Annotated in this window: 21 protein-coding genes and 1 pseudogene; 9 read left to right on the top strand and 13 right to left on the bottom strand. The window is 63.2% G+C overall.

Translation table 11 applies throughout. The features are described 5' to 3' along the window. Position 1: 1 nt before the first annotated feature. Positions 2 to 295 (bottom strand): hypothetical protein, encoded by a 294-nt coding sequence (locus GRX03_RS05270; protein ID WP_159763097.1) that lies wholly within the window; start codon positions 293 to 295, stop codon positions 2 to 4. A gap of 71 nt (positions 296 to 366) precedes the next feature. Beyond that, positions 367 to 1053, bottom strand: a complete 687-nt coding sequence (locus tag GRX03_RS05265; protein ID WP_159763096.1) for a hypothetical protein — start codon at positions 1051 to 1053, stop codon at positions 367 to 369. Between the two features lie 83 nt (positions 1054 to 1136). Here GRX03_RS05265 and GRX03_RS05260 point away from each other — a divergent pair, with 83 nt between their 5' ends. The 3 genes from GRX03_RS05260 (at position 1137) to GRX03_RS05250 (ending at position 4915) form a co-directional block, all read left to right on the top strand. Further along, positions 1137 to 2879 carry an ATP-dependent DNA ligase gene (locus GRX03_RS05260; protein WP_159763095.1) on the top strand — a complete coding sequence of 581 codons (1743 nt, stop codon included), beginning with the start codon at positions 1137 to 1139 and terminating at the stop codon, positions 2877 to 2879. Between the two features lie 31 nt (positions 2880 to 2910). Beyond that, positions 2911 to 3810 (top strand): MBL fold metallo-hydrolase, encoded by a 900-nt coding sequence (locus tag GRX03_RS05255; RefSeq protein ID WP_159763094.1) that lies wholly within the window; start codon positions 2911 to 2913, stop codon positions 3808 to 3810. A gap of 103 nt (positions 3811 to 3913) precedes the next feature. Next, on the top strand, positions 3914 to 4915 hold the full coding sequence (locus GRX03_RS05250; RefSeq protein ID WP_159763093.1) for an arsenic resistance protein: 1002 nt from the start codon (positions 3914 to 3916) through the stop codon (positions 4913 to 4915). Between the two features lie 49 nt (positions 4916 to 4964). On the opposite strand, the gene GRX03_RS05245 is transcribed toward GRX03_RS05250, so the two are convergent. Together GRX03_RS05245 and GRX03_RS05240 are read right to left on the bottom strand one after the other, a co-directional pair. After that, positions 4965 to 5420, bottom strand: coding sequence for a PaaI family thioesterase (locus GRX03_RS05245; RefSeq protein WP_159763092.1), 456 nt, complete (start codon positions 5418 to 5420; stop codon positions 4965 to 4967). Positions 5421 to 5570: 150 nt separating this feature from the next. Then, positions 5571 to 5714 carry a hypothetical protein gene (locus GRX03_RS05240; protein WP_159763091.1) on the bottom strand — a complete coding sequence of 48 codons (144 nt, stop codon included), beginning with the start codon at positions 5712 to 5714 and terminating at the stop codon, positions 5571 to 5573. 41 nt (positions 5715 to 5755) lie between these two features. Here GRX03_RS05240 and GRX03_RS05235 point away from each other — a divergent pair, with 41 nt between their 5' ends. Next, entirely contained in the window at positions 5756 to 7099 is a 1344-nt protein-coding gene (locus GRX03_RS05235; protein ID WP_368278019.1) for an RNA-guided endonuclease InsQ/TnpB family protein, read from the top strand. A 52-nt stretch (positions 7100 to 7151) separates the two neighbouring features. On the opposite strand, the gene GRX03_RS05230 is transcribed toward GRX03_RS05235, so the two are convergent. Continuing rightward, positions 7152 to 8291 carry a thiolase family protein gene (locus tag GRX03_RS05230; protein ID WP_159763090.1) on the bottom strand — a complete coding sequence of 380 codons (1140 nt, stop codon included), beginning with the start codon at positions 8289 to 8291 and terminating at the stop codon, positions 7152 to 7154. Between the two features lie 132 nt (positions 8292 to 8423). On the opposite strand from GRX03_RS05230, the gene GRX03_RS05225 reads away from it, so the two are divergent. Continuing rightward, complete coding sequence (locus tag GRX03_RS05225) at positions 8424 to 9041, top strand: VOC family protein (RefSeq protein WP_159763089.1); 618 nt, start codon at positions 8424 to 8426, stop codon at positions 9039 to 9041. Continuing rightward, positions 9041 to 9523, top strand: a complete 483-nt coding sequence (locus GRX03_RS05220; RefSeq protein ID WP_159763088.1) for an acyltransferase — start codon at positions 9041 to 9043, stop codon at positions 9521 to 9523. The genes GRX03_RS05225 and GRX03_RS05220 overlap by 1 nt, the downstream gene beginning before the upstream one ends. 23 nt (positions 9524 to 9546) lie before the next feature. Here GRX03_RS05220 and GRX03_RS05215 read toward each other — a convergent pair whose 3' ends face one another. Both GRX03_RS05215 and GRX03_RS05210 read right to left on the bottom strand, forming a co-directional pair. Beyond that, on the bottom strand, positions 9547 to 10014 hold the full coding sequence (locus GRX03_RS05215; protein WP_233739840.1) for a GNAT family N-acetyltransferase: 468 nt from the start codon (positions 10012 to 10014) through the stop codon (positions 9547 to 9549). A gap of 13 nt (positions 10015 to 10027) precedes the next feature. After that, entirely contained in the window at positions 10028 to 11002 is a 975-nt protein-coding gene (locus GRX03_RS05210; RefSeq protein ID WP_159763086.1) for a hydroxyacid dehydrogenase, read from the bottom strand. A 119-nt stretch (positions 11003 to 11121) separates the two neighbouring features. Here GRX03_RS05210 and GRX03_RS05205 point away from each other — a divergent pair, with 119 nt between their 5' ends. Next, entirely contained in the window at positions 11122 to 11472 is a 351-nt protein-coding gene (locus GRX03_RS05205) for a winged helix-turn-helix transcriptional regulator (RefSeq protein WP_159763085.1), read from the top strand. Positions 11473 to 11630: 158 nt separating this feature from the next. Here the strand turns inward: GRX03_RS05205 and rnz are convergent, their stop codons facing one another. Further along, positions 11631 to 12590, bottom strand: coding sequence for a ribonuclease Z (rnz, locus tag GRX03_RS05200; RefSeq protein WP_159763084.1), 960 nt, complete (start codon positions 12588 to 12590; stop codon positions 11631 to 11633). Between the two features lie 118 nt (positions 12591 to 12708). Here rnz and ftsZ point away from each other — a divergent pair, with 118 nt between their 5' ends. Beyond that, the gene (ftsZ, locus tag GRX03_RS05195) at positions 12709 to 13866 is read left to right on the top strand and encodes a cell division protein FtsZ (protein ID WP_159763083.1); all 1158 of its coding nucleotides are present in this window, start codon (positions 12709 to 12711) and stop codon (positions 13864 to 13866) included. 345 nt (positions 13867 to 14211) lie between these two features. On the opposite strand, the gene GRX03_RS05190 is transcribed toward ftsZ, so the two are convergent. The 3 genes and pseudogenes from GRX03_RS05190 to GRX03_RS05180 form a co-directional block, all read right to left on the bottom strand. Continuing rightward, positions 14212 to 14853 carry a hypothetical protein gene (locus GRX03_RS05190; RefSeq protein WP_201289188.1) on the bottom strand — a complete coding sequence of 214 codons (642 nt, stop codon included), beginning with the start codon at positions 14851 to 14853 and terminating at the stop codon, positions 14212 to 14214. Beyond that, positions 14765 to 15010 (bottom strand): annotated as a pseudogene (locus GRX03_RS05185) (IS6 family transposase); the annotation flags it as partial. The pseudogene GRX03_RS05185 and the gene GRX03_RS05190, both read right to left, overlap by 89 nt. Positions 15011 to 15033: 23 nt before the next feature. Beyond that, positions 15034 to 15174: a hypothetical protein gene (locus tag GRX03_RS05180; protein WP_159763082.1), complete on the bottom strand. Its 141-nt coding sequence runs from the start codon at positions 15172 to 15174 to the stop codon at positions 15034 to 15036. Between the two features lie 229 nt (positions 15175 to 15403). On the opposite strand from GRX03_RS05180, the gene GRX03_RS05175 reads away from it, so the two are divergent. Continuing rightward, complete coding sequence (locus tag GRX03_RS05175) at positions 15404 to 16000, top strand: histidine phosphatase family protein (protein ID WP_159763081.1); 597 nt, start codon at positions 15404 to 15406, stop codon at positions 15998 to 16000. Here GRX03_RS05175 and GRX03_RS05170 read toward each other — a convergent pair. Beyond that, the gene (locus tag GRX03_RS05170) at positions 15978 to 16715 is read right to left on the bottom strand and encodes a glycosyltransferase family 2 protein (RefSeq protein ID WP_159763080.1); all 738 of its coding nucleotides are present in this window, start codon (positions 16713 to 16715) and stop codon (positions 15978 to 15980) included. The two genes, GRX03_RS05175 and GRX03_RS05170, sit on opposite strands and share 23 nt — an antisense overlap. Before the next feature lie 2 nt (positions 16716 to 16717). Then, positions 16718 to 17425, bottom strand: coding sequence for a glycosyltransferase family 2 protein (locus GRX03_RS05165; protein ID WP_267902757.1), 708 nt, complete (start codon positions 17423 to 17425; stop codon positions 16718 to 16720). Positions 17426 to 17442: the final 17 nt, after the last annotated feature.

The following is a 17442-nucleotide window of genomic DNA, read 5'->3' as shown; positions in this document are numbered from 1 at the left end:
CTCATCTGCTCCTCGCGAATCGCGCTGAGAATCTCCGAACGCCGCTTTTGACGATCTTCGCGGCCTCCTGGAGGTACTCGTCGGAGTCCTCGTCGTCGAACTCGTCTTCGAGGTAATGCTCCATCTCGATCATCACGGCACCCAGCGCGAAGGCGACGACGGCCTCGTCGTCGCTGGGGTTGATATCGGCCTGTGCGAGCCACTCCTCCCGAAAGTGGTCGATGTGTCTGATGAGGTGATCCAACTCGTTCTCGACGTGGCCCCGAATCTCGTCGGGAAGGTCGACGTCCATCATCGGCGGCAGTTCGGACGGCAGGCGGATATCAGTTGCCTGCTTCTCCCGCTTCCCGATACCGGATGTGCCCGCTATCCCTGGACCGTCGCGATGACGAATCCAACGCCGGCCCCGACGACTACGGCTCCGAGGAGGAGTGCCACGAGCGCCGGCCCGCTGGCCGCGACCCCGCCGAGAGACGACCCCTCCGACAGCAGTCCCGTTCGGGTGGCCTGATCGAGACCCGTCACCGTCACAGACCCGACGATGGCGTAGTAGACGTACCGCCGGATCCGCCCGACGGCCGCCCGATCGATCTCGCTCTCCCCGAACTGCTCCGTCTCCGCCGGGTGTTCGTCGTCGATCAGCAGTTCCCAGGCCGCCCGGCCGCCGGGGCTCGATTCGCCGGCACGAACCAGACCAGCCAGCGTGAGCAGCCCGATCGTCGCCGGCACGGAGTGTTCCCACCAGACGTCGGCCGCCTCGCTCGGGGTCCGCAACAGGACGAGCAGACAGCCGACGAGGATCATAACTGGAACGGAAAGCAGCGTCCACAGCGTCAGCAACAGCCCGGTGATCCCGTCCGGGGAGAGCACGAACCGACCCAGGACGACGACGAGCCCCGCGGCAAAAACCGACCGCAGCCGTCGACGGACGTCGAACAGTTCGGTACTCGACTGCCACTCCCGAAGGAGCGGTCGGGTGAGCTCTCTCACCTCCTCGCGGCTGAATCCGCTCAGTGCCTGCGTGTCCCGGCGTCGCTCGCGGTTCCGACTCACTACTCGACGTATCAAACGGCGATCACAAAAGCACTGCGCCGCAGTGCAGGGCTTTTTGTCCTGGCTTCACTTACTCCCGCCAGATGGAGTACGCCGAACTCGTCGGGGTCTACGAGCGACTGGCCGACACCGACTCGAACAACGAGAAGCGGGACATCCTCGCTGAGACGTTCGCGGAGGCGGGTGATCTCCTCCCGCTCGTCGTCAAACTCGTTCGGGGACGGCTGTTCGCCGCCCACCAGCGCGAGGAACTCGGCGTCTCCTCCTCGCTCACGCTCGACGCGATCAGCAAATCCACCGGCGTCTCCGAGTCCGCCCTCCGCGAGCAGTGGCGCGAGACGGGCGATCTCGGCGACGTGGCCGCCTGGGCCGTCGACAACCAGACCCAGCAGACGCTGTTTTCGGAGTCGCTGACGGTCGAACGCGTCCACGACTCGATCCGTGAGATCGCCTCCTTCGAGGGTGACGGCAGCCAGCAGCGCCGCGTCGACGAGATCGCCGGCCTCCTCGCCGACGCCGATCCCGAGGAGGCCCGGTATATCGTCCGGACGGCGCTGGGACATATGCGCGTCGGCATCGGCGAGGGGACGATCCGTGACGCGATTGCGGTCGCATTTCTCGACGGCAGCGACGCGGCCGTCGACGCGGTCGAGCGCGCCTATCAGGTGACCAACGACTACCGCGTCGTCGCCGAGACCGCCCGCGAGGAGGGGCGAGACGGCCTCGAACAACTGGATGTCGAACTGTTCCGCCCGGTCCAGGTGATGCTCGCGGAGAAGGGCGAGTCCCTCGGCGAGGCGCTCGCCGACGCCGCTCCGGACGGGACGGCCGTCGCCGAGGTCAAATACGACGGCGCCCGCGTCCAGATCCACAAGCACGGCGACGAGATCCGTCTGTTCACCCGCCGACTCGAAGACATCACCGAGCAGTTCCCCGATGTCGTCGCCGCCGTCCGCGAGGGTGTCACGGCGGAGTCGGCCATCCTCGACGGCGAACTCGTCGGCTACACGCCCGAGACGGTCGAGGGCGACGACCGCGACCCGGTTCCCTTCCAGCGGTTCTCACAGCGGATCAAACGCGAAGACGGCGTCGAGTCGATGGCGCGGGAGGTGCCGGTCGTCGCCCACCTGTTCGACTGTCTCTACGACGGCGAGACGCTGATCGAACGTCCCTTCGAGACGCGAATCGAGCGCCTCGAAGCGAGTTTCGAGGACGTCTCTGTCCGTCCGGACGAGCCACGGGCGGGACTGGAACACTCCCGGACTGTCCGGGCGGAAGTCGACCCGCAAGCGGACGACGAGGCCGACCCACCGGAGGCGGTGACCGACCTCTACCGCGAGGCGCTCGACGCTGGCCACGAGGGACTGATGATCAAGAACCCGACGGCGACCTACCAGCCCGGCACCAGGGTCGGTCGGATGCTGAAGGTCAAACCGACGATGGAGCCGCTGGATCTTGTCGTCTCCCGGGCAATCTACAGCGAAGGCCGCCGGAGCGACTGGCTCGGCCGTCTCTATCTCGCCTGTTACGACGACGACGCCGAGGAGTTCCGGGAGGTCGGTCGGCTCTCGACGGGCTACACCGACGAGGAACTGGAGGAGTTGACCGACCGACTGGAGGAGTTGATCGTCTCTCGGGACGGCCGAGCGGTCGAGCTCCGGCCGGAGGTCGTCCTCGAAGTCGAGTACGAGGAGATCCAGCGCTCGGAGGAGTACGACTCCGGCTACGCGCTGCGGTTCCCTCGGTTTCTCCGCCGCCGGGAGACGCTCGATCCGACCGACGCCGACTCGCTGGCGCGGGTCGAACGACTCTACGACGAGCAGTAGATTTCTCAACCCGGGCCGACGTAGCGCCTGTATGGAACTCTCGAAGGTGACCAGCGCTGGCTCGGAGGATCTGTACTGTCTCGACGTCGAACTGTACGGGAGCCCGCAGTACGGCGCCGTCTACATCCTCGATGCGGAGCGCCCGGCGGTCGTCGACTCGGGGACCGGTCGCAACTACGAGTGGATCCTGGAGGCGCTGGCCGAACTCGACATCGCGCCCGAGGAACTCGAGGTAATCGCACCGACACACGTCCATCTCGACCACGCCGGCGGTGTCGGCTATCTCGCCGAGGCCTGCCCGAACGCCGACGTGTACGTCTACGAGAGCGGCGCGCAGTTTCTGGTCGACCCGACGCAGATCTGGGCGGGGACCAAAGAGGTCGTCGGCGACCGCATCGAGTACTACGCCGAACCCCGACCGGTCGACGAGGACCGGATCGTCGAACTCGACGACGGCGATACGGTCGACCTCGGGGATCACGCCCTGGACGTCCACCACGCGCCTGGACACGCCTTCCACCAGGCGGTGTTCTACGATCCCGCGAACGACGGCGTCTTCACCGCCGACGCGGCGGGCATCAACGTCCCCAACCGCCCCGGCGTTCGCCAGACCTCGCCGCCGCCGGGCTTCGATCTGGAGGGCTGTCTCGCCGACGTCGAGATGCTCGACGACCTCGATCCGGGCGCGCTGTACTACGGCCACTTCGGGGGGAGCGAGACCGACGGCCTACTCGCGGAGTACGCGACGGTCATCCAGGAGTGGGTCGACCGCGTCGAGGCCAAGCGAAACGAACTCGATGACGACGAGGCGGTCGTCGAGTACTTCGCCGAGCAGGTGGAGACGGACAGCCCGTGGTCGGCCCAGCACGCCCGCGGCGAAGAACGCATGAACACCCGCGGCGTGTTGCACTATCTGGACAACCGAGAGTGAGCGTCGCCGCCCGTCGGTCTCGCGACCGAAAGCCCGGTTTTTCCGTCTTGGGACCGAACCGATACGACATGTGCGTACTCGGGAGTGTGCCGATGAGTCGTCCATGACTCTCTCGAAACGGTGGGTCCAGCACAATCAGGTGGCCATCTACGCCGGCGCCGTCGCGGCCGCAGTCGCCACTGCGCTCGTCGCTCCCGGAGCGCAGTCACTCCTCGAACCGCTCATCAACCCGATTCTGGCCGTTCTGCTGTACGTCACCTTCCTGGAGATTCCGTTCGTCCGCGTCCGGGCGGCGTTCCGCAACGCCCGGTTTCTGCTCGCGGCGCTTTCGATGAACTTCCTGGTCGTTCCGGTCGTCGTCTTCGGGCTGACACGCGTCCTCCCGCAGGAGCCAGCTATCCTGGTCGGCGCCCTCATGGTGTTGTTGACGCCGTGTATCGACTACGTCATCACCTTCACCGAACTGGCCGGCGGCGACGCCGAGCAGATCACCGCCGCGACGCCCGCGTTGATGCTCGTCCAACTGCTGGCGCTCCCGCTGTATCTCTGGCTGTTCGTCGGCCCGCGCGTGGCCGAGTTCGTCGAGCCAGGGCCGTTCGTTGAGGCGTTCGTGGTCATCATCGCCCTACCGCTGGGGCTCGCCTGGGCGACACAGCACTGGGCCGACGGCTCGACCCGCGGCCGCCGCGTTCGGGCGACGATGGGCTGGCTCCCGGTGCCGATGATGGGCGTGACGCTGTTCGCGGTGATCGCCTCGCAACTACCTCGCGTCCGGGAATCACTCGACCAGATTGTGGCCGTCGTCCCTGTGTATATCGCCTTTCTGTTCGTCATGCCGCTTCTGGCTCGGGCGGCCGCCGGGCTGCTCGGGTTGGGTGTCGGGGAGAGCCGCGCGCTCGTCTTTACCTCGGTGACCCGGAACTCCCTCGTCGTACTGCCGCTGGCGCTCGCGTTGCCCGCCGAGTTCGCGCTCGCGCCGGCGGTCGTCGTCACGCAGACGCTGGTCGAACTCTCGGGGATGGTGGTTCTGACGCGCGTGGTTCCGACGCGGTTGGTCCCGGACTCCGGGGGCGGACACCGCCCCGAGCCCGCGACCTCCGAGTAACCGAGCGATCTCGCGGGAAAAACTGGACCGGCGACTGTCGGCTCGCCACTTACTCCGACTCCGGAGCGAACCGCTCCGATCCGCGCTCGCCGTCCCAGTCGGTCTCGTTACCCTGGCCGCCGGTCTTGTAGGTTCCCTGCGCGGTCGCGACCTGGGTCCCGTCGCTGTCCTCGATTTCGACCCGGGCCAGCGAGACGTCTGAACCGTGGCGGATCACCTCGGCGCTCGCGTAGATATCGCGTTTGACCGGCGCGAGATAGTCGATCCGCATGTCGATTGTCGGCGAGACGTCCTCGGTCAGCGAGATGACCGCGGCACCGCCGATGGTGTCCGCCAGCGCGTAGGTCGCCCCGCCGTGGGCGACTTCGCCGTACGGATTCGAGCGCAGGTCGTCGTCGAACGGCAACACGCCTTCGGCGTAGCCGTCGCCGGCCTCTGTGACCTCGATGCCGAGCAACTTCGCGTACGGCATCTGGTTGAATAGATCTGTGATGGCGGAGGACATGGTTCCCCGTTCGCCTGAACGCTGAAAAAGTAGACGAAACGAGCCCGCGACTCCCGTCAGTCGTCGCGGAACGCTATCTTGAGACAGCGAGAGAATCCCGTCGTTCACGGCGGGCGTGAATCGCGTAAGCTCCTTTGAACATCCGCTACATCACTGCTGGTCCTGAGTCTCTAACGCTTCAAGCCCGGCTTCTAACACCTCTGTATAGGCTTCTGAGAGGTCTAGACCGTTCGCTTCTGCGTAATCTTTGACTCTGCCACCGAGCGTGTGTGAAATATCGATATTTGGGCGCATACGAAAAGACTTTAAGACTAAAGGTATAATAATCTGTTGTCGTGAAGCGGACCAACACCTTCACCGTACGCCCACTCTCCGACAACGATGAGCAGGTGCTACGGGATTTGTTGGACGCTTCCGCCGCTCTCTGGAACGAGATCAATTACCAGCGCCTTATGCGCTACAATGACGAGGACGGCTTCGAGGGCGACGTGTGGAACGCCGACACCGGAAAACTCGAAGGCAAATACAAAGACGTGATCGGTGCGTCTACCGCCCAAACGGTCCGGCGAGCAAACAGTGAAGCGTGGCGATCGTTCTTCGAGAACAGGAACGCATACCACGACGAGTCGAACACGTCGGTCACGGAACACCCCGAACCGCCGGGATTCCGTGGTAACGAGGATGACGGACGTGTTCTCAAAGGCGTCGTCCGTAAAGACGCATACACTGTCGAGTGGGGCGACCGGTCCCGACTTGAGATTGTCGTCGGGAAAGAACTCCGTGACAGACACAACAGCCCGAAAACCCGTCTCCGGCTGGAGGTCGTTGGCGACCCGAACTGGCCCGACTACGAGGACCAAAGCCGGTTGGAATTGTGGTACGACGAGACTGAGAGGACTTTCAGAGCTTCGCAACCCGTGACTGTTTCTGACGATGCACGGGCAACTCCACTGGCCGACGAAAAGGCCGCTCTGGACATTGGTGCAAATAATCTCGTCGCCTGTACTACGACAACCGGCGAGCAATACCTGTACGAAGGTCGGGATCTGTTCGACCGATTTCGTGACACCACGCGGGAAATCGCCCGGTTACAGTCGAAACTCGAAAACGGTCGATACAGTAGCGAGCGTATCCGGCGGCTGTACCGTGAGCGAACCCGTCGCCGCGACCACGCACAAGAAGCACTGTGTCGTGATCTGTTGGAACGGCTGTACGCTGAGGGCGTAGACACGGTGTACATCGGTGGGTTAACTGACGTGTTAGAAACCTATTGGTCGGTCAAAACCAACGCCAAGAGCCACAACTTTTGGGCGTTCAAGAAGTTCACCGAGCGACTGGCGTTTACCGCCGAAGAATACGGTATCTCGGTTGAGGTTCGGTCGGAAGCGTGGACCAGCCAAGAGTGCCCGCAGTGTGGCGGCACTGATCGAACGAACCGGCATCAGGGCACGCTCACCTGCCCGTGTGGCTTCGAGGGGCACGCCGACCTTACGGCGTCAGAAACGTTCCTGAAGCGGCACACAGAGCAGGCAGTCAGGCCGATGGCACGGCCCGTGCGGTTCAAGTGGGACGACCACACTTGGTCGGAGCCACCATGCTCTCACGAAAGTCCCAACGAACAGCGCACAGACCCGAGTACCGTCCACCACAACGGGAATGTTGCTTCCGGCGAGTCTTAGACCGCTTGAGACTCCCACGGAGGAAACCCCGGCGTTCACGCCGGGGAGGATGTCATCGCAGGTGGAACTCGATGGCCGCACCCTGGCCGAAGCCGACACACTCGGTCGCGAGACCGAGTTCGGCGTCGCGTTTCTGCATCTCGTGGATGAGCGTCACGGGCAGGCGAGCGCCCGAAGCCCCGAGCGGGTGACCGACGGCGATTGCGCCGCCGTTGACGTTGTAGATGTCGTCGTCGAAGCCGAGTTCCTCCTGACAGTACAGACACTGGCTCGCGAAGGCCTCGTTGAGTTCGACCAGATCGTAGTCGTCGGCCTCGCGGTCGTACTTCTCGAACAGCCCCTTCACCGCGGGGACCGGACCGATCCCCATCACGGTCGGATCGACGCCGGCGACGTTGTGGTTGCCGACCTCCGCGAGGATGTCCAGATCGTGTTCCTCGGCGAACTCCTCGCTGGTGAGCATCACGCCGGCGGCGCCGTCGGAGATCTGGGAGGCGTTGCCGGGCGTCACGGTGCCGTCGGATTTGAAGACCGTCGGCAGTTCGGCCAGTTTCTCGGGGGTCGTGCCCCGACGGATTCCTTCGTCCTCCTCGACGAGACCGTCTTCGGTCTCGATCGGAACGATTTCGTCGTCGAAGCGGCCGGAGTCGGTCGCCTCGGCGGCGCGCTGCTGGCTACGGGCGGCGTACTCGTCCTGTTCCTCGCGGCTGATGTCGTACTCCTCGGCGACCTTCTCGGCGGTCATTCCCATCTGGAGTTCTGCGATGTTGTAGTGCTCGTTGAGCCGTGGGTGAACGTTGGAGGTGTTCTCCCCCATGGGCACCCGACTCATCGACTCCATCCCGCCCGCGATGACACACTCGCGCTGGCCGGCGGCGATGGCGTCGGCCCCGCGCATGATCGTCTCCGCGGAGGAGGCACACCAGCGGTTGACTGTCGTCGCCGGAACGGACTCGCCGAGGTCGCTGAGCAGGGCGATCACGCGAGCGACGTTGTTGCCCTGTTCGCCGCGCTGCTGGGCACAGCCCCACAGCAGATCCTCGACCTCCTCGCCCGAGAGCCCCGTCCGGTCGAGCATCTCGTTGATCAGCGGGATCGAGAAGTCCTCGCTGCGGACGTTCTCGTAGACCCCGTCCTCTTTCCCCTGTGGTGATCGAACCGCTTCGACGACAACCGGTGTTTGTTCTGCCATACCAGCATCGTTACAGCGTATCGTGTTAAACCTGCCCGTTTTACACTGCTAAAACGCGAAACGACGCACGTAGAGTTTCTTTCCCCGGGGTCCAGCCGTCCGCTTTTTCAGCACCCGCCCCGTAATGACGGTATGGCAAACGAAGACATTCCCGTTTCAGCGGACCCGCCGGAGAGCCCGTTCCGGACGACCGGAACCGACCACATCACCATCTGGGGATCGAACGCCGAGGACACCATCGAGTACTACCGCGACACGCTTGGCATGTCGCTGGTGCTCCGCCAGCCCAACCTCGACGACCCGTCCCAGACACACCTCTTTTTCGACACCGGCGACGGGACGATTCTCACCTTCTTCGTCAGCGACGACCGGCCGTCGAGCCGTCAGCCACAGCGGACCGACGTGGGCGGGGTGCACCACCTCTGTTTCAACATCGACCCCGAGCGCTTCGAGGAGGTCGCGGATTCGCTCGAAGCCAAGGGGTACAAGTACAACGTCTTCGACCGCGGCATCTTCTACTCGCTGTACACTCGCGATCACGACGGGCTGATCATCGAACTCACCGCGGACAAGTTCGACTTCCCCGACGAACGCAAGGGCGAAGTCCTCGCCACCACCCAGCGCATCCGCGAGGAGGCCGGCGCGGAGTACGCACAGACCGAACACATGCGCCGGGCGCTGGACGAACTCGGCATCGACGCCGAGGAGTACGACCTGCCGGACGCCGACAGCGGCACCGCCGGCCTCTGATGACCCCCGATATCGACGAGACCGCGCGAGTCGTCGACTCGACGCTCGGGGACGCGCAACTCCGGGAGTTCGTCACCGTCCACGACTCCACGGTCGGTGACGACTGCCGGCTCTACGAACGAACTTCGCTGAAAAAGAGCCGTCTCGCCGACCGGATCGACATCAACGCCGGCAGTTACGTCGAAAACGCCGACATCGGCCCCGAGACACAGATCGGACCGAACTGCAGCGTCGTCGGCGTGACCCACGACCTCGACGACACCGGGATGACCTTCCGCGACGATGTCTTCGAACGGGTCGTCCTCCACGAGGGGGTCTTTCTCGGTGCCGGAGCAGTTGTCGGCCCCGGCGTCGAAATCGGCTCGGGGTCGGTCGTCGCCGCGGGCGCGACCGTCACCGACGACGTCGGGGCGGGACGGATCGTCCTGGGGTCGCCCCCCGACCAGCGCACTGTCGACCTCGCTACGTGGCTCGGTGAGTGATCGGACTGTGGTCCCCGGTGCGTTCAGAGCCGCTTCTCGTAGCCGACCATCTCCGCCTCGGTCGCCGCGCTATCGAGTTCGGTGTAACCGTGTGACTCGTACAGGCTCCGTGCCGCTTTTAGTTGTTCGTTCGTCGACAGTACCAGCCGTCTGATCCCCGCCTCGCGGGCACGGTCTTCGAGCGCGTCGAGCATCTCCCCCCCGTAGCCGTTGCCCTGGTGAGCCGGGTCGACGCGCATCCGCCTGAGTTCTGCGGTCTCCCCCGCTCGGGGCTGAAAGCCACCGGATGCGACGATACTCGAATCTACGAGACCGACGAGAAATTCCCCGCCTGCGTCGAGGTACCGCTCGCTGATCGCGGTGAGATCCTCGTCCGCCGGCGCGTTCTCGACGAACGTCAGCGGCGAGTTCCGCAGCGCGCGCTCGTGTAGCTCCCACACCGCCTCCGCGTCCGCCGGCTCGTACCGTCGGATCGTCAGCGCCGCGCACATCTTCACGTCACGGTTACTCGCCCGTCCGTGTGAGTCTGTCGGCGTTCACCGTCGATTCCGGAAGCCCGCCCTCGTAGACGGTCCGCACGTTCCCCGTCGAGCGGAGACTCATCTCCCGGAGCGCGGCGTGGCTGTTGGCCCCGACGTGGGGACTCACGAGCACGTCGTCCCGGTCGAACAGCGGGTGGTCGCTCGCTGGCGGCTCGTCGGCGAACGTGTCCAGCCCAGCCCCGCCGATTCTCCCCGCGTCGAGCGCGTCGACGAGGGCCTCCTCGTCGATGATCGCTCCCCGTGCGGTGTTGATAACGAGCCCGTCGGGACCCAGCGCCCGCAGTTCTTCGGCGGATACCGACCCGCTCGTCTCCTCGGTCAGCGGCGCGTGGACACTCACCACGTCCGAGCGCTCGAACAGCCCCGGTAGCGTCTCGGCTCGCGTCACGCTGTCGGGCAGCGCACCCTCGGCCTTGTGCGGATCGTAGACGCTCACCGAGAGTCCGATCCCCTCGGCTATCTCCCGCACCTCGCGGCCGATGCTGCCGAAGCCGTAGATTCCCAGCGTCTTCCCTCGGAGCTCCATCCCGGTGAACGCCGACCGGTCCCAGCCGCCCGACCGGACGTGTCGGTCCCCGGTCCGGAGGTTCCGCGCCAGCCCGAAGGTCAGCGCGACGGCGTGTTCCGCGACCGCCCGGGCGTTCGCACCCGGCGTGTTACAGACGACAATTCCTCGATTGGAGGCGGCATCGATGTCGACGTTGTCCAGCCCGCTGCCGTGTTTCGAGATCACTTTCAGGTTGTCCGCCCGCTCGATGACCGACTCGTCGAACTGCGCGACCCGAACGACGGCGGCGTCGTAGCGGTCGATATCCTCGAGCGCGGCCTCGTGGCTTCCGTACTCCGCCATCCCGGTACAGGTCGCGAAATCCGCGATCGACTCCGGTCCGACGGGATCGATCTCCATCGGGACGAGCACCTCCCAGTCCGTGGTCATACTCTCCCCGTCCGGCCGCCGACACAAGAGGCTGACCGTCTCGCAGTGCCGTTCCGACACCTGGTTCGTTTCGGAACCCATTTATTCTGCGGTGAACAAGTAGGTATCACAACGTTACTATGTCACAGCAGGCTACATCCCGTGAGGAGACTATCGAAGAGAAAAACGAGGGTGCGTGTCCGGTCGTACAGGCGGTCGAACAGATCGGTTCGCAGTGGCGACTCGTTATTCTGCACGACCTCCAGGAGGGCGAAAAGCGGTTCAACGAACTGAAGCGGTCGACCGGAGCCAGTTCCCGGACGCTCTCGCGGGTGCTCGACGATCTCGAAGACGTCGGACTGGTCGACCGTCGCGTCGAGGAACAGCCGATCGCGACCTACTACAGCCTCACAGAGAAAGGCGACGCGCTCTGTCCGGTCATGGATACCCTCGAAGACTGGGCCGGGGAGTGGGTCGAACCGACGAACTGAGCAGCGCGGCTCTTCTGACCGAGTCGACTCTCGAACGCGAGTACCACGCTTTTCGACGCGACCGCCGGTCTGCCGCGTTCGTATCGAGCGGGTGGCGGGTCGGACACGGAGTGTGATCACTCGTCTCGATCCGCACAGACCGAGATCAGCGGTAGGAGTCAGCCCGCCCGATCGAGCATCTCGACGGTGAACTCCCGGTCGCTGTCGGGGTACGGCACCTCGACGCGCATCCCGTCGTCGGCCATGAACACCCGGCCGTCGAAGACTTCCTCGGCCTGCTCTTCGAGTTGCCACCCTCGCCCGGTGTACCGCGTCGAGAGATGCGTCAGCGCGAGGCGTTTCGCACCGGCCTCGCGAGCGACCGTCGCGGCCTCGCGGGCCGTCGAGTGGGCGGTCTTCTCGGCACGGTCGTGGTGTTCGTCGCCGAAGGTGCCGTCGTGGATCAACAGATCGGCCCCGTCGGCGGCGTCGATCACCGACTCCGTCGGCCGGGTGTCCCCGGTGTAGACGACCGTCCGGCCGGGCCGGGGCGGGCCGACGACCTCCTCTGGGTGGATCGTTCGGCCCTCGTGTTCGACGGGTTCGCCGCGGTGGAGTTTCGAGTACTTCGGGCCGGGTTCGAGACCGAGTTCGGTCTCGGCTTTCTCCCGGTCGAACCGACCCTTGCGGTCGTCCTCGATCAGCGCGTAACCGACGGCGGTGGTCCGGTGCTCGACGTCGACCGCGCGGACCTCGTACTCCTCGCGGTCGAGGACGGTCTCGCCGGCCTCGACCTGGTGAATCCGGACCGGATAGGAGGGCTGTTCGCCGGTCGGTGCGATCAGTTGCTCGACGCGCGAGCGGGTGCCCGCCGGCGCGTGCACGGCGAGCGGTCTATCGCGCTCGTTGAAATCCCACGTCTGGAGCAGTCCCGCAAGCCCGAGGACGTGATCGCCGTGCAGGTGGCTAACGAAGATGTGGCCGACGTCGAACCCGGTCTCGAAGCGCATCATCTGCCGCTGGGTTCCCTCGCCGCAGTCGAACAGCAGTCGATCTCCCTCGCGCTCGACGAGCAGCGCCGTCGGATTGCGTTCTGTCGTGGGTACCGCTCCGCTCGTCCCGAGGAAGGTCACTCGCATGGTGCCATCCTGGGGTGCCGACAGATAAACGCGTATCGACTCGGGCGCCCTCCCGTCTGACAACCGTCAGACAATGGGGAAAACATATAAGAACTCCCCTGTTATGCGCGTTCAAACTATGGATTCCATCATCGACGATGCGATCGACGAGGCGGAAGAAGAATCTGCGGAGGCCGACGACCCCCCAGAACAGGACTCGGGAACGACCGACGAACAGCCCTCGACGTCGGGGCAGATGACCGACGACGAACTGGCATCGGTCGTCAAAGATCTCGAAACGAAGATCACGGTCGTCGGCTGCGGCGGTGCCGGGGGGAACACCGTCACGCGGATGATGGAAGAGGGAATCCACGGGGCGAAACTGGTCGCGGCAAACACCGACGCACAGCACCTCGCGGACGAGGTGCAGGCGGACACGAAGATTCTGATCGGCCGCAAGCGGACCGGCGGCCGCGGCGCAGGTTCGGTCCCGAAAATCGGTGAGGAAGCCGCACAGGAGAACATCGAGGACATCCAGCAGTCCATCGACGGCTCCGATATGGTCTTCGTCACGGCCGGCCTCGGCGGCGGGACCGGCACCGGTGCCGCGCCCGTGGTCGCTCAGGCCGCACAGGACGCCGGCGCGCTGACCATCTCCATCGTCACGATTCCGTTCACCGCCGAGGGTGAGCGCCGCCGCGCGAACGCCGACGCCGGTCTCGAACGCCTCCGCTCCGTCTCCGATACCGTCATCGTCGTTCCGAACGACCGCCTGCTCGATTACGCACCGTCGATGCCGCTGCAGGACGCCTTCAAGATCTGTGACCGCGTGCTGATGCGCTCGGTCAAGGGGATGACCGAACTGATCACCAAACCCGGCCTCGTCAACGTCGACTTCGCGGACGTGCGGACGATCATGGAAAACGGCGGCGTCGCCATGATCGGTCTCGGCGAGTCCGACTCCGAGAACAAGGCCCAGGACTCGATCCGCTCCGCGCTCCGGTCGCCGCTTCTGGACGTGGAGTTCGACGGCGCGAACTCCGCGCTGGTCAACGTCGTCGGTGGCCCGGACATGTCCATCGAGGAAGCCGAGGGCGTCGTCGAGGAGATTTACGACCGGATCGACCCCGACGCACGGATCATCTGGGGTGCGTCGGTCAACCAGGAGTTCGAGGGCAAGATGGAGACGATGATCGTCGTCACGGGCGTCGAGAGCCCACAGATCTACGGCAAAAGCGAAGCCGAACGCGAACAGGCCGCCAAGCAGATGGGCGACGACATCGACTACGTCGAGTAGCTCGGTCGTCTGAATCCGGCTTTCTCTGACCGTCTTCTGCGCTATCGATACCTTTCGGTCGCCGCGCCGAATGCGGAACGACGCGACTGTGTCACTAATGCGAGCACTCTCGCGGAACGGCCAGTATCCGTGGGTGACTGCTCAACGTAGGCGGTGCAATGCGTGTCGTACTGTCCTATCCAGTGGAGCGTTCTCAGAATCGCCGCACAGGACCCAGAGATTGTCTGCCGGAACGCGATACAACTCCCACCCCGTCGGTAGCAGCCTATGCCTCCATGGGGAGTCAGCTCACGGCACCCACCGGGTACTGGGGGTGCGGTCCAACTGGTCGGCCCTTCTGAGTGATTATCGTTCGACGCGGTGCCGTTGTCCGCGGAGAATCAGCAGTGCACCAGCGATTCCGAGCACCCACTGCAGTACGACAACTGCTCGCCTCCGCTCTGTTCCTTGCCTCTCGTGAACTGCCGTTGCGTAGACGACATAGTAGGTATTATCGGCCTGCACGAGTTCGTTAGCGCCCGAGAGTTCGTCGGACGTCTCGTAAGTCCCGGTCTCGATAGCGGTTCGGACGCCACGTTCGGTCCGTTCCAACGGCGTTGCAACGTCTTCGAGGGCCTCCTCTGTCGAGACGGGCGCAAGTCCGTACCGGACAGTCCCGTCTTCCCGTTCCTCAGTAATCGGTCGGAAGAATCCCTCCTCCCAGATGTGGATATAACTGTATTCACTCTCTAAAAACGGATTTGTGGGTCCGTCGTATGTGATCCCTCCGTTGGCGTGGATAGCTCGCTCGAGAATACAGGCTCGGCTCCAGTCATCGTCGCCAAAACACCCCACATCGGAATCGAGAGGGATCGGATGGGCTGCGTGCGAGTAGGTTCCGTTTTCCGAGAACGAAACCTGCAACGTGATTCGGATCGTGTCCATCTGTGGGCTGTAAATCAGCCTTATGAACCCAGTTATGGACGGTGGATCGTGCGCGTTCAACACCAAATATTTCGAGAATTGAAACAGTATTAGATAATGATAATCCAGCAAGATGGAGTTGAATACTGAGCTTCATCAACAGTCGTGGGGTTGCTTCTCGCTCCACAAAATCTAAGTCGAACTGGCCGATACTACCGCTGAGGCGGGCGTTTTCTGGCATAAGCACTCAAAAAACGCCTCGCCTCACTCTTCAATCCTTATCTGAACACCGCGGTTCGAACAGACAGAAATGTAATAGTCGCCCTCCCAGTTGTGCCGTATCACGTCTACCAGTATCGAGAGATCGACGAACTTGTCGTAGAGCGAAATTGAGACCGCTTTCATACAGGGGAAGTTGGACGGATGTGTGGATAAATGTATCTCACTGGTCCGTCACTGTTCCACAACTCGAAACGCCCACCTTCAGCGGTTCGGGGCTGTCCTCGTTCACAAACAACGCCACGAACCCACACAGCTGTGACATCCTCGACAGAGGGCCGTACTGCGACATTGCACAGCCCTCGGACAGAATGATTTATCCAACTGCATCCGGCTTGTTACTGTACGTAGACCGATGAAAATTTACGTTATCCGACACGGTCAGACTGAGGCCAACGCTGCAGGTCAACTCCAAGGACACATCGACACACCGCTCACGGATACGGGGAAACGCCACGCCAACAACGTGGCCGAGACACTCAGCAGAACAGATGTCGATGTCCTCATTTCCAGCCCGTTAAAACGTGCACTCGACACGGCAAAACTCGTCGCGCAGGAACTCAGAGTCGACATTAGAGTCGACCCGGACCTCAAAGAGATCTGCTACGGTGACTGGGAGGGGCGGTACAAATCCGAATTCGCCGATACCGCGGTCTGGGAGCGCCGAACCGCAGACAAGTACAACTTCGAACACCCCGGAGAGCACGAGGGCGTCAGCGGACAGAGCTATGCAGACATATACGACCGTGTTGTTGACTTCTATACCGGTCTCCGCGAATCTGACTACGATACCGTCGGGGTCGTGACCCATCTCGGAGTGCTCCGAAACATGAAAAAACACTTCGAGGGTGTCTCCGACGAAACCGCCGCCTCATTCACCCCTTCTGCCGACCAGATTTACCGTATCTCGACTGAGGAGGATGGAGACGCTACGCTTCTCGACGTGAATTGAGATACTCCGATTCGAACCGCTCGACTGCGTCGGGTGTCCCTAAACTCCAGACTGTCTCGCACTCACACGCAACGATGTCCCCGTCACCATCGACGAATTCGTTGTAGAGTGGCGCGACGTAGTACTCGTTGTTCACCGTCTCTTCCCGCTTCTGTACTATTTCGAGTGCCGACCGGAACTCCCCGAACTCGTCGAAGTAGTACGCGCCGATGTTTGCGTACCGGGAGATGGGATCTTTCTCGGCCACTCGTTGAATGTGCATCTCCTCGTCGACTGCTGAGTAACTCAGTCCGTCATCGTCGGCCTTGAACACCGGGATAGCGCCGCGGACGCCTTCGCGGTCGCTCGTGAGTAACTTTCGGTATTGCTCGCTCTCGAAGTAGTGATCCGAATCGGTCACGATGACCGACTCCTCGTCGTCGACGTGTTCCCTCGCTAGTGCCGCTGTACACGCCGGTCCCTCGGTCAGGTAGTCGATAGCGACGACATCGATAGCCGGCGTGAATATCTCCCTGAGCCGATCATCGATGTCGTACTCGTCCACGTGGGCCTGTCTGGCGACGAACACGAACTCCTCATCGTCGACGAAGGGTATCGAGTCGGCGGCCCACCTGACCATCGGTTTGTCTCCGACCTCGATGAGTGGTTTCGGTTTCGAGATACCCACCGTCGCGAACCGGGATCCGAGCCCCGCAACCGGCATTATCGCCCGCATCGTTACCGGACCTCCGCTTGCTCGAACCGTTCGACTGCAGTTGGATCACCGAGACTCCACATCTCGTCTACCTCGAACACCTCTATGCGTTTTCCCATCTCAATCAACTGGTTGTATACCGGACAAACATAAAAAAGGCCGTTCGTGCGGATATTCTTCTCGATCATTCGTTCGGCTCCTTCGACGAAATCCGTCCCTCTCTCGAAGTAGTAGAGGCCGGCCGTCGCATTCGAGGAGATGACTTCCTTCTCCGCCACCTCTGTCACTCTCCCGTTGTCGGTCCGCGCGTAACTGTACCCCGGATCCGTCGAGTTGAACGTCGCGATAGTCCCATCAGCATCGGTCTGTTCAAGGACACGACGGACCGGCGCTTGGATGTACTGGTCTCCGAACAGTACGATCAGTGGCTCCGCAGAGAGATGGGCTCTCGCCGCCAGAACAGTCTCTGCCGCGCCGTCAGTCATCCCGTCGAGTCTCACCACCGTGATCGCATCTCCGTAGCGATCTCGGGGTTTCACGTCGATAGCGAACTCGTCGACGTGCTGCTGCAACACGACAAAAATGAACGATTCGGGATCAACCCACTCGACGGGCGCAGTTGCCCACTCGATCATCGGCTTGCCCCGCACCTCGACGAACGGCTTGGGCCGTTCGTACCCACCCGAGTTGAACGCGGGATCGATCGCTGCAATCGGCACTATGACATCCATGTGTGCGCATATCGCTC

Source organism: Halovenus carboxidivorans, assembly GCF_009831575.1.
Lineage (GTDB): Archaea > Halobacteriota > Halobacteria > Halobacteriales > Haloarculaceae > Halovenus > Halovenus carboxidivorans.
Note: the sequence above shows the minus strand (reverse complement) of the source record. Positions and strands in the feature narration are given on the sequence as shown.

Bases quoted from the DNA above. Each gene is read 5' to 3' on its own strand.
- GRX03_RS05270 (WP_159763097.1), bottom strand. From the start codon at position 295: ATGATGGACGTCGACCTTCCCGACGAGATTCGGGGCCACGTCGAGAAC.
- GRX03_RS05260 (WP_159763095.1), top strand. From the start codon at position 1,137: ATGGAGTACGCCGAACTCGTCGGGGTCTACGAGCGACTGGCCGACACC.
- GRX03_RS05255 (WP_159763094.1), top strand. From the start codon at position 2,911: ATGGAACTCTCGAAGGTGACCAGCGCTGGCTCGGAGGATCTGTACTGT.
- GRX03_RS05250 (WP_159763093.1), top strand. From the start codon at position 3,914: ATGACTCTCTCGAAACGGTGGGTCCAGCACAATCAGGTGGCCATCTAC.
- GRX03_RS05245 (WP_159763092.1), bottom strand. From the start codon at position 5,420: ATGTCCTCCGCCATCACAGATCTATTCAACCAGATGCCGTACGCGAAG.
- GRX03_RS05240 (WP_159763091.1), bottom strand. From the start codon at position 5,714: ATGCGCCCAAATATCGATATTTCACACACGCTCGGTGGCAGAGTCAAA.
- GRX03_RS05230 (WP_159763090.1), bottom strand. From the start codon at position 8,291: ATGGCAGAACAAACACCGGTTGTCGTCGAAGCGGTTCGATCACCACAG.
- GRX03_RS05225 (WP_159763089.1), top strand. From the start codon at position 8,424: ATGGCAAACGAAGACATTCCCGTTTCAGCGGACCCGCCGGAGAGCCCG.
- GRX03_RS05220 (WP_159763088.1), top strand. From the start codon at position 9,041: ATGACCCCCGATATCGACGAGACCGCGCGAGTCGTCGACTCGACGCTC.
- GRX03_RS05215 (WP_233739840.1), bottom strand. From the start codon at position 10,014: ATGTGCGCGGCGCTGACGATCCGACGGTACGAGCCGGCGGACGCGGAG.
- GRX03_RS05210 (WP_159763086.1), bottom strand. From the start codon at position 11,002: ATGACCACGGACTGGGAGGTGCTCGTCCCGATGGAGATCGATCCCGTC.
- GRX03_RS05205 (WP_159763085.1), top strand. From the start codon at position 11,122: ATGTCACAGCAGGCTACATCCCGTGAGGAGACTATCGAAGAGAAAAAC.
- rnz (WP_159763084.1), bottom strand. From the start codon at position 12,590: ATGCGAGTGACCTTCCTCGGGACGAGCGGAGCGGTACCCACGACAGAA.
- ftsZ (WP_159763083.1), top strand. From the start codon at position 12,709: ATGGATTCCATCATCGACGATGCGATCGACGAGGCGGAAGAAGAATCT.
- GRX03_RS05180 (WP_159763082.1), bottom strand. From the start codon at position 15,174: ATGAAAGCGGTCTCAATTTCGCTCTACGACAAGTTCGTCGATCTCTCG.
- GRX03_RS05175 (WP_159763081.1), top strand. From the start codon at position 15,404: ATGAAAATTTACGTTATCCGACACGGTCAGACTGAGGCCAACGCTGCA.
- GRX03_RS05170 (WP_159763080.1), bottom strand. From the start codon at position 16,715: ATGCGGGCGATAATGCCGGTTGCGGGGCTCGGATCCCGGTTCGCGACG.
- GRX03_RS05165 (WP_267902757.1), bottom strand. From the start codon at position 17,425: ATGGATGTCATAGTGCCGATTGCAGCGATCGATCCCGCGTTCAACTCG.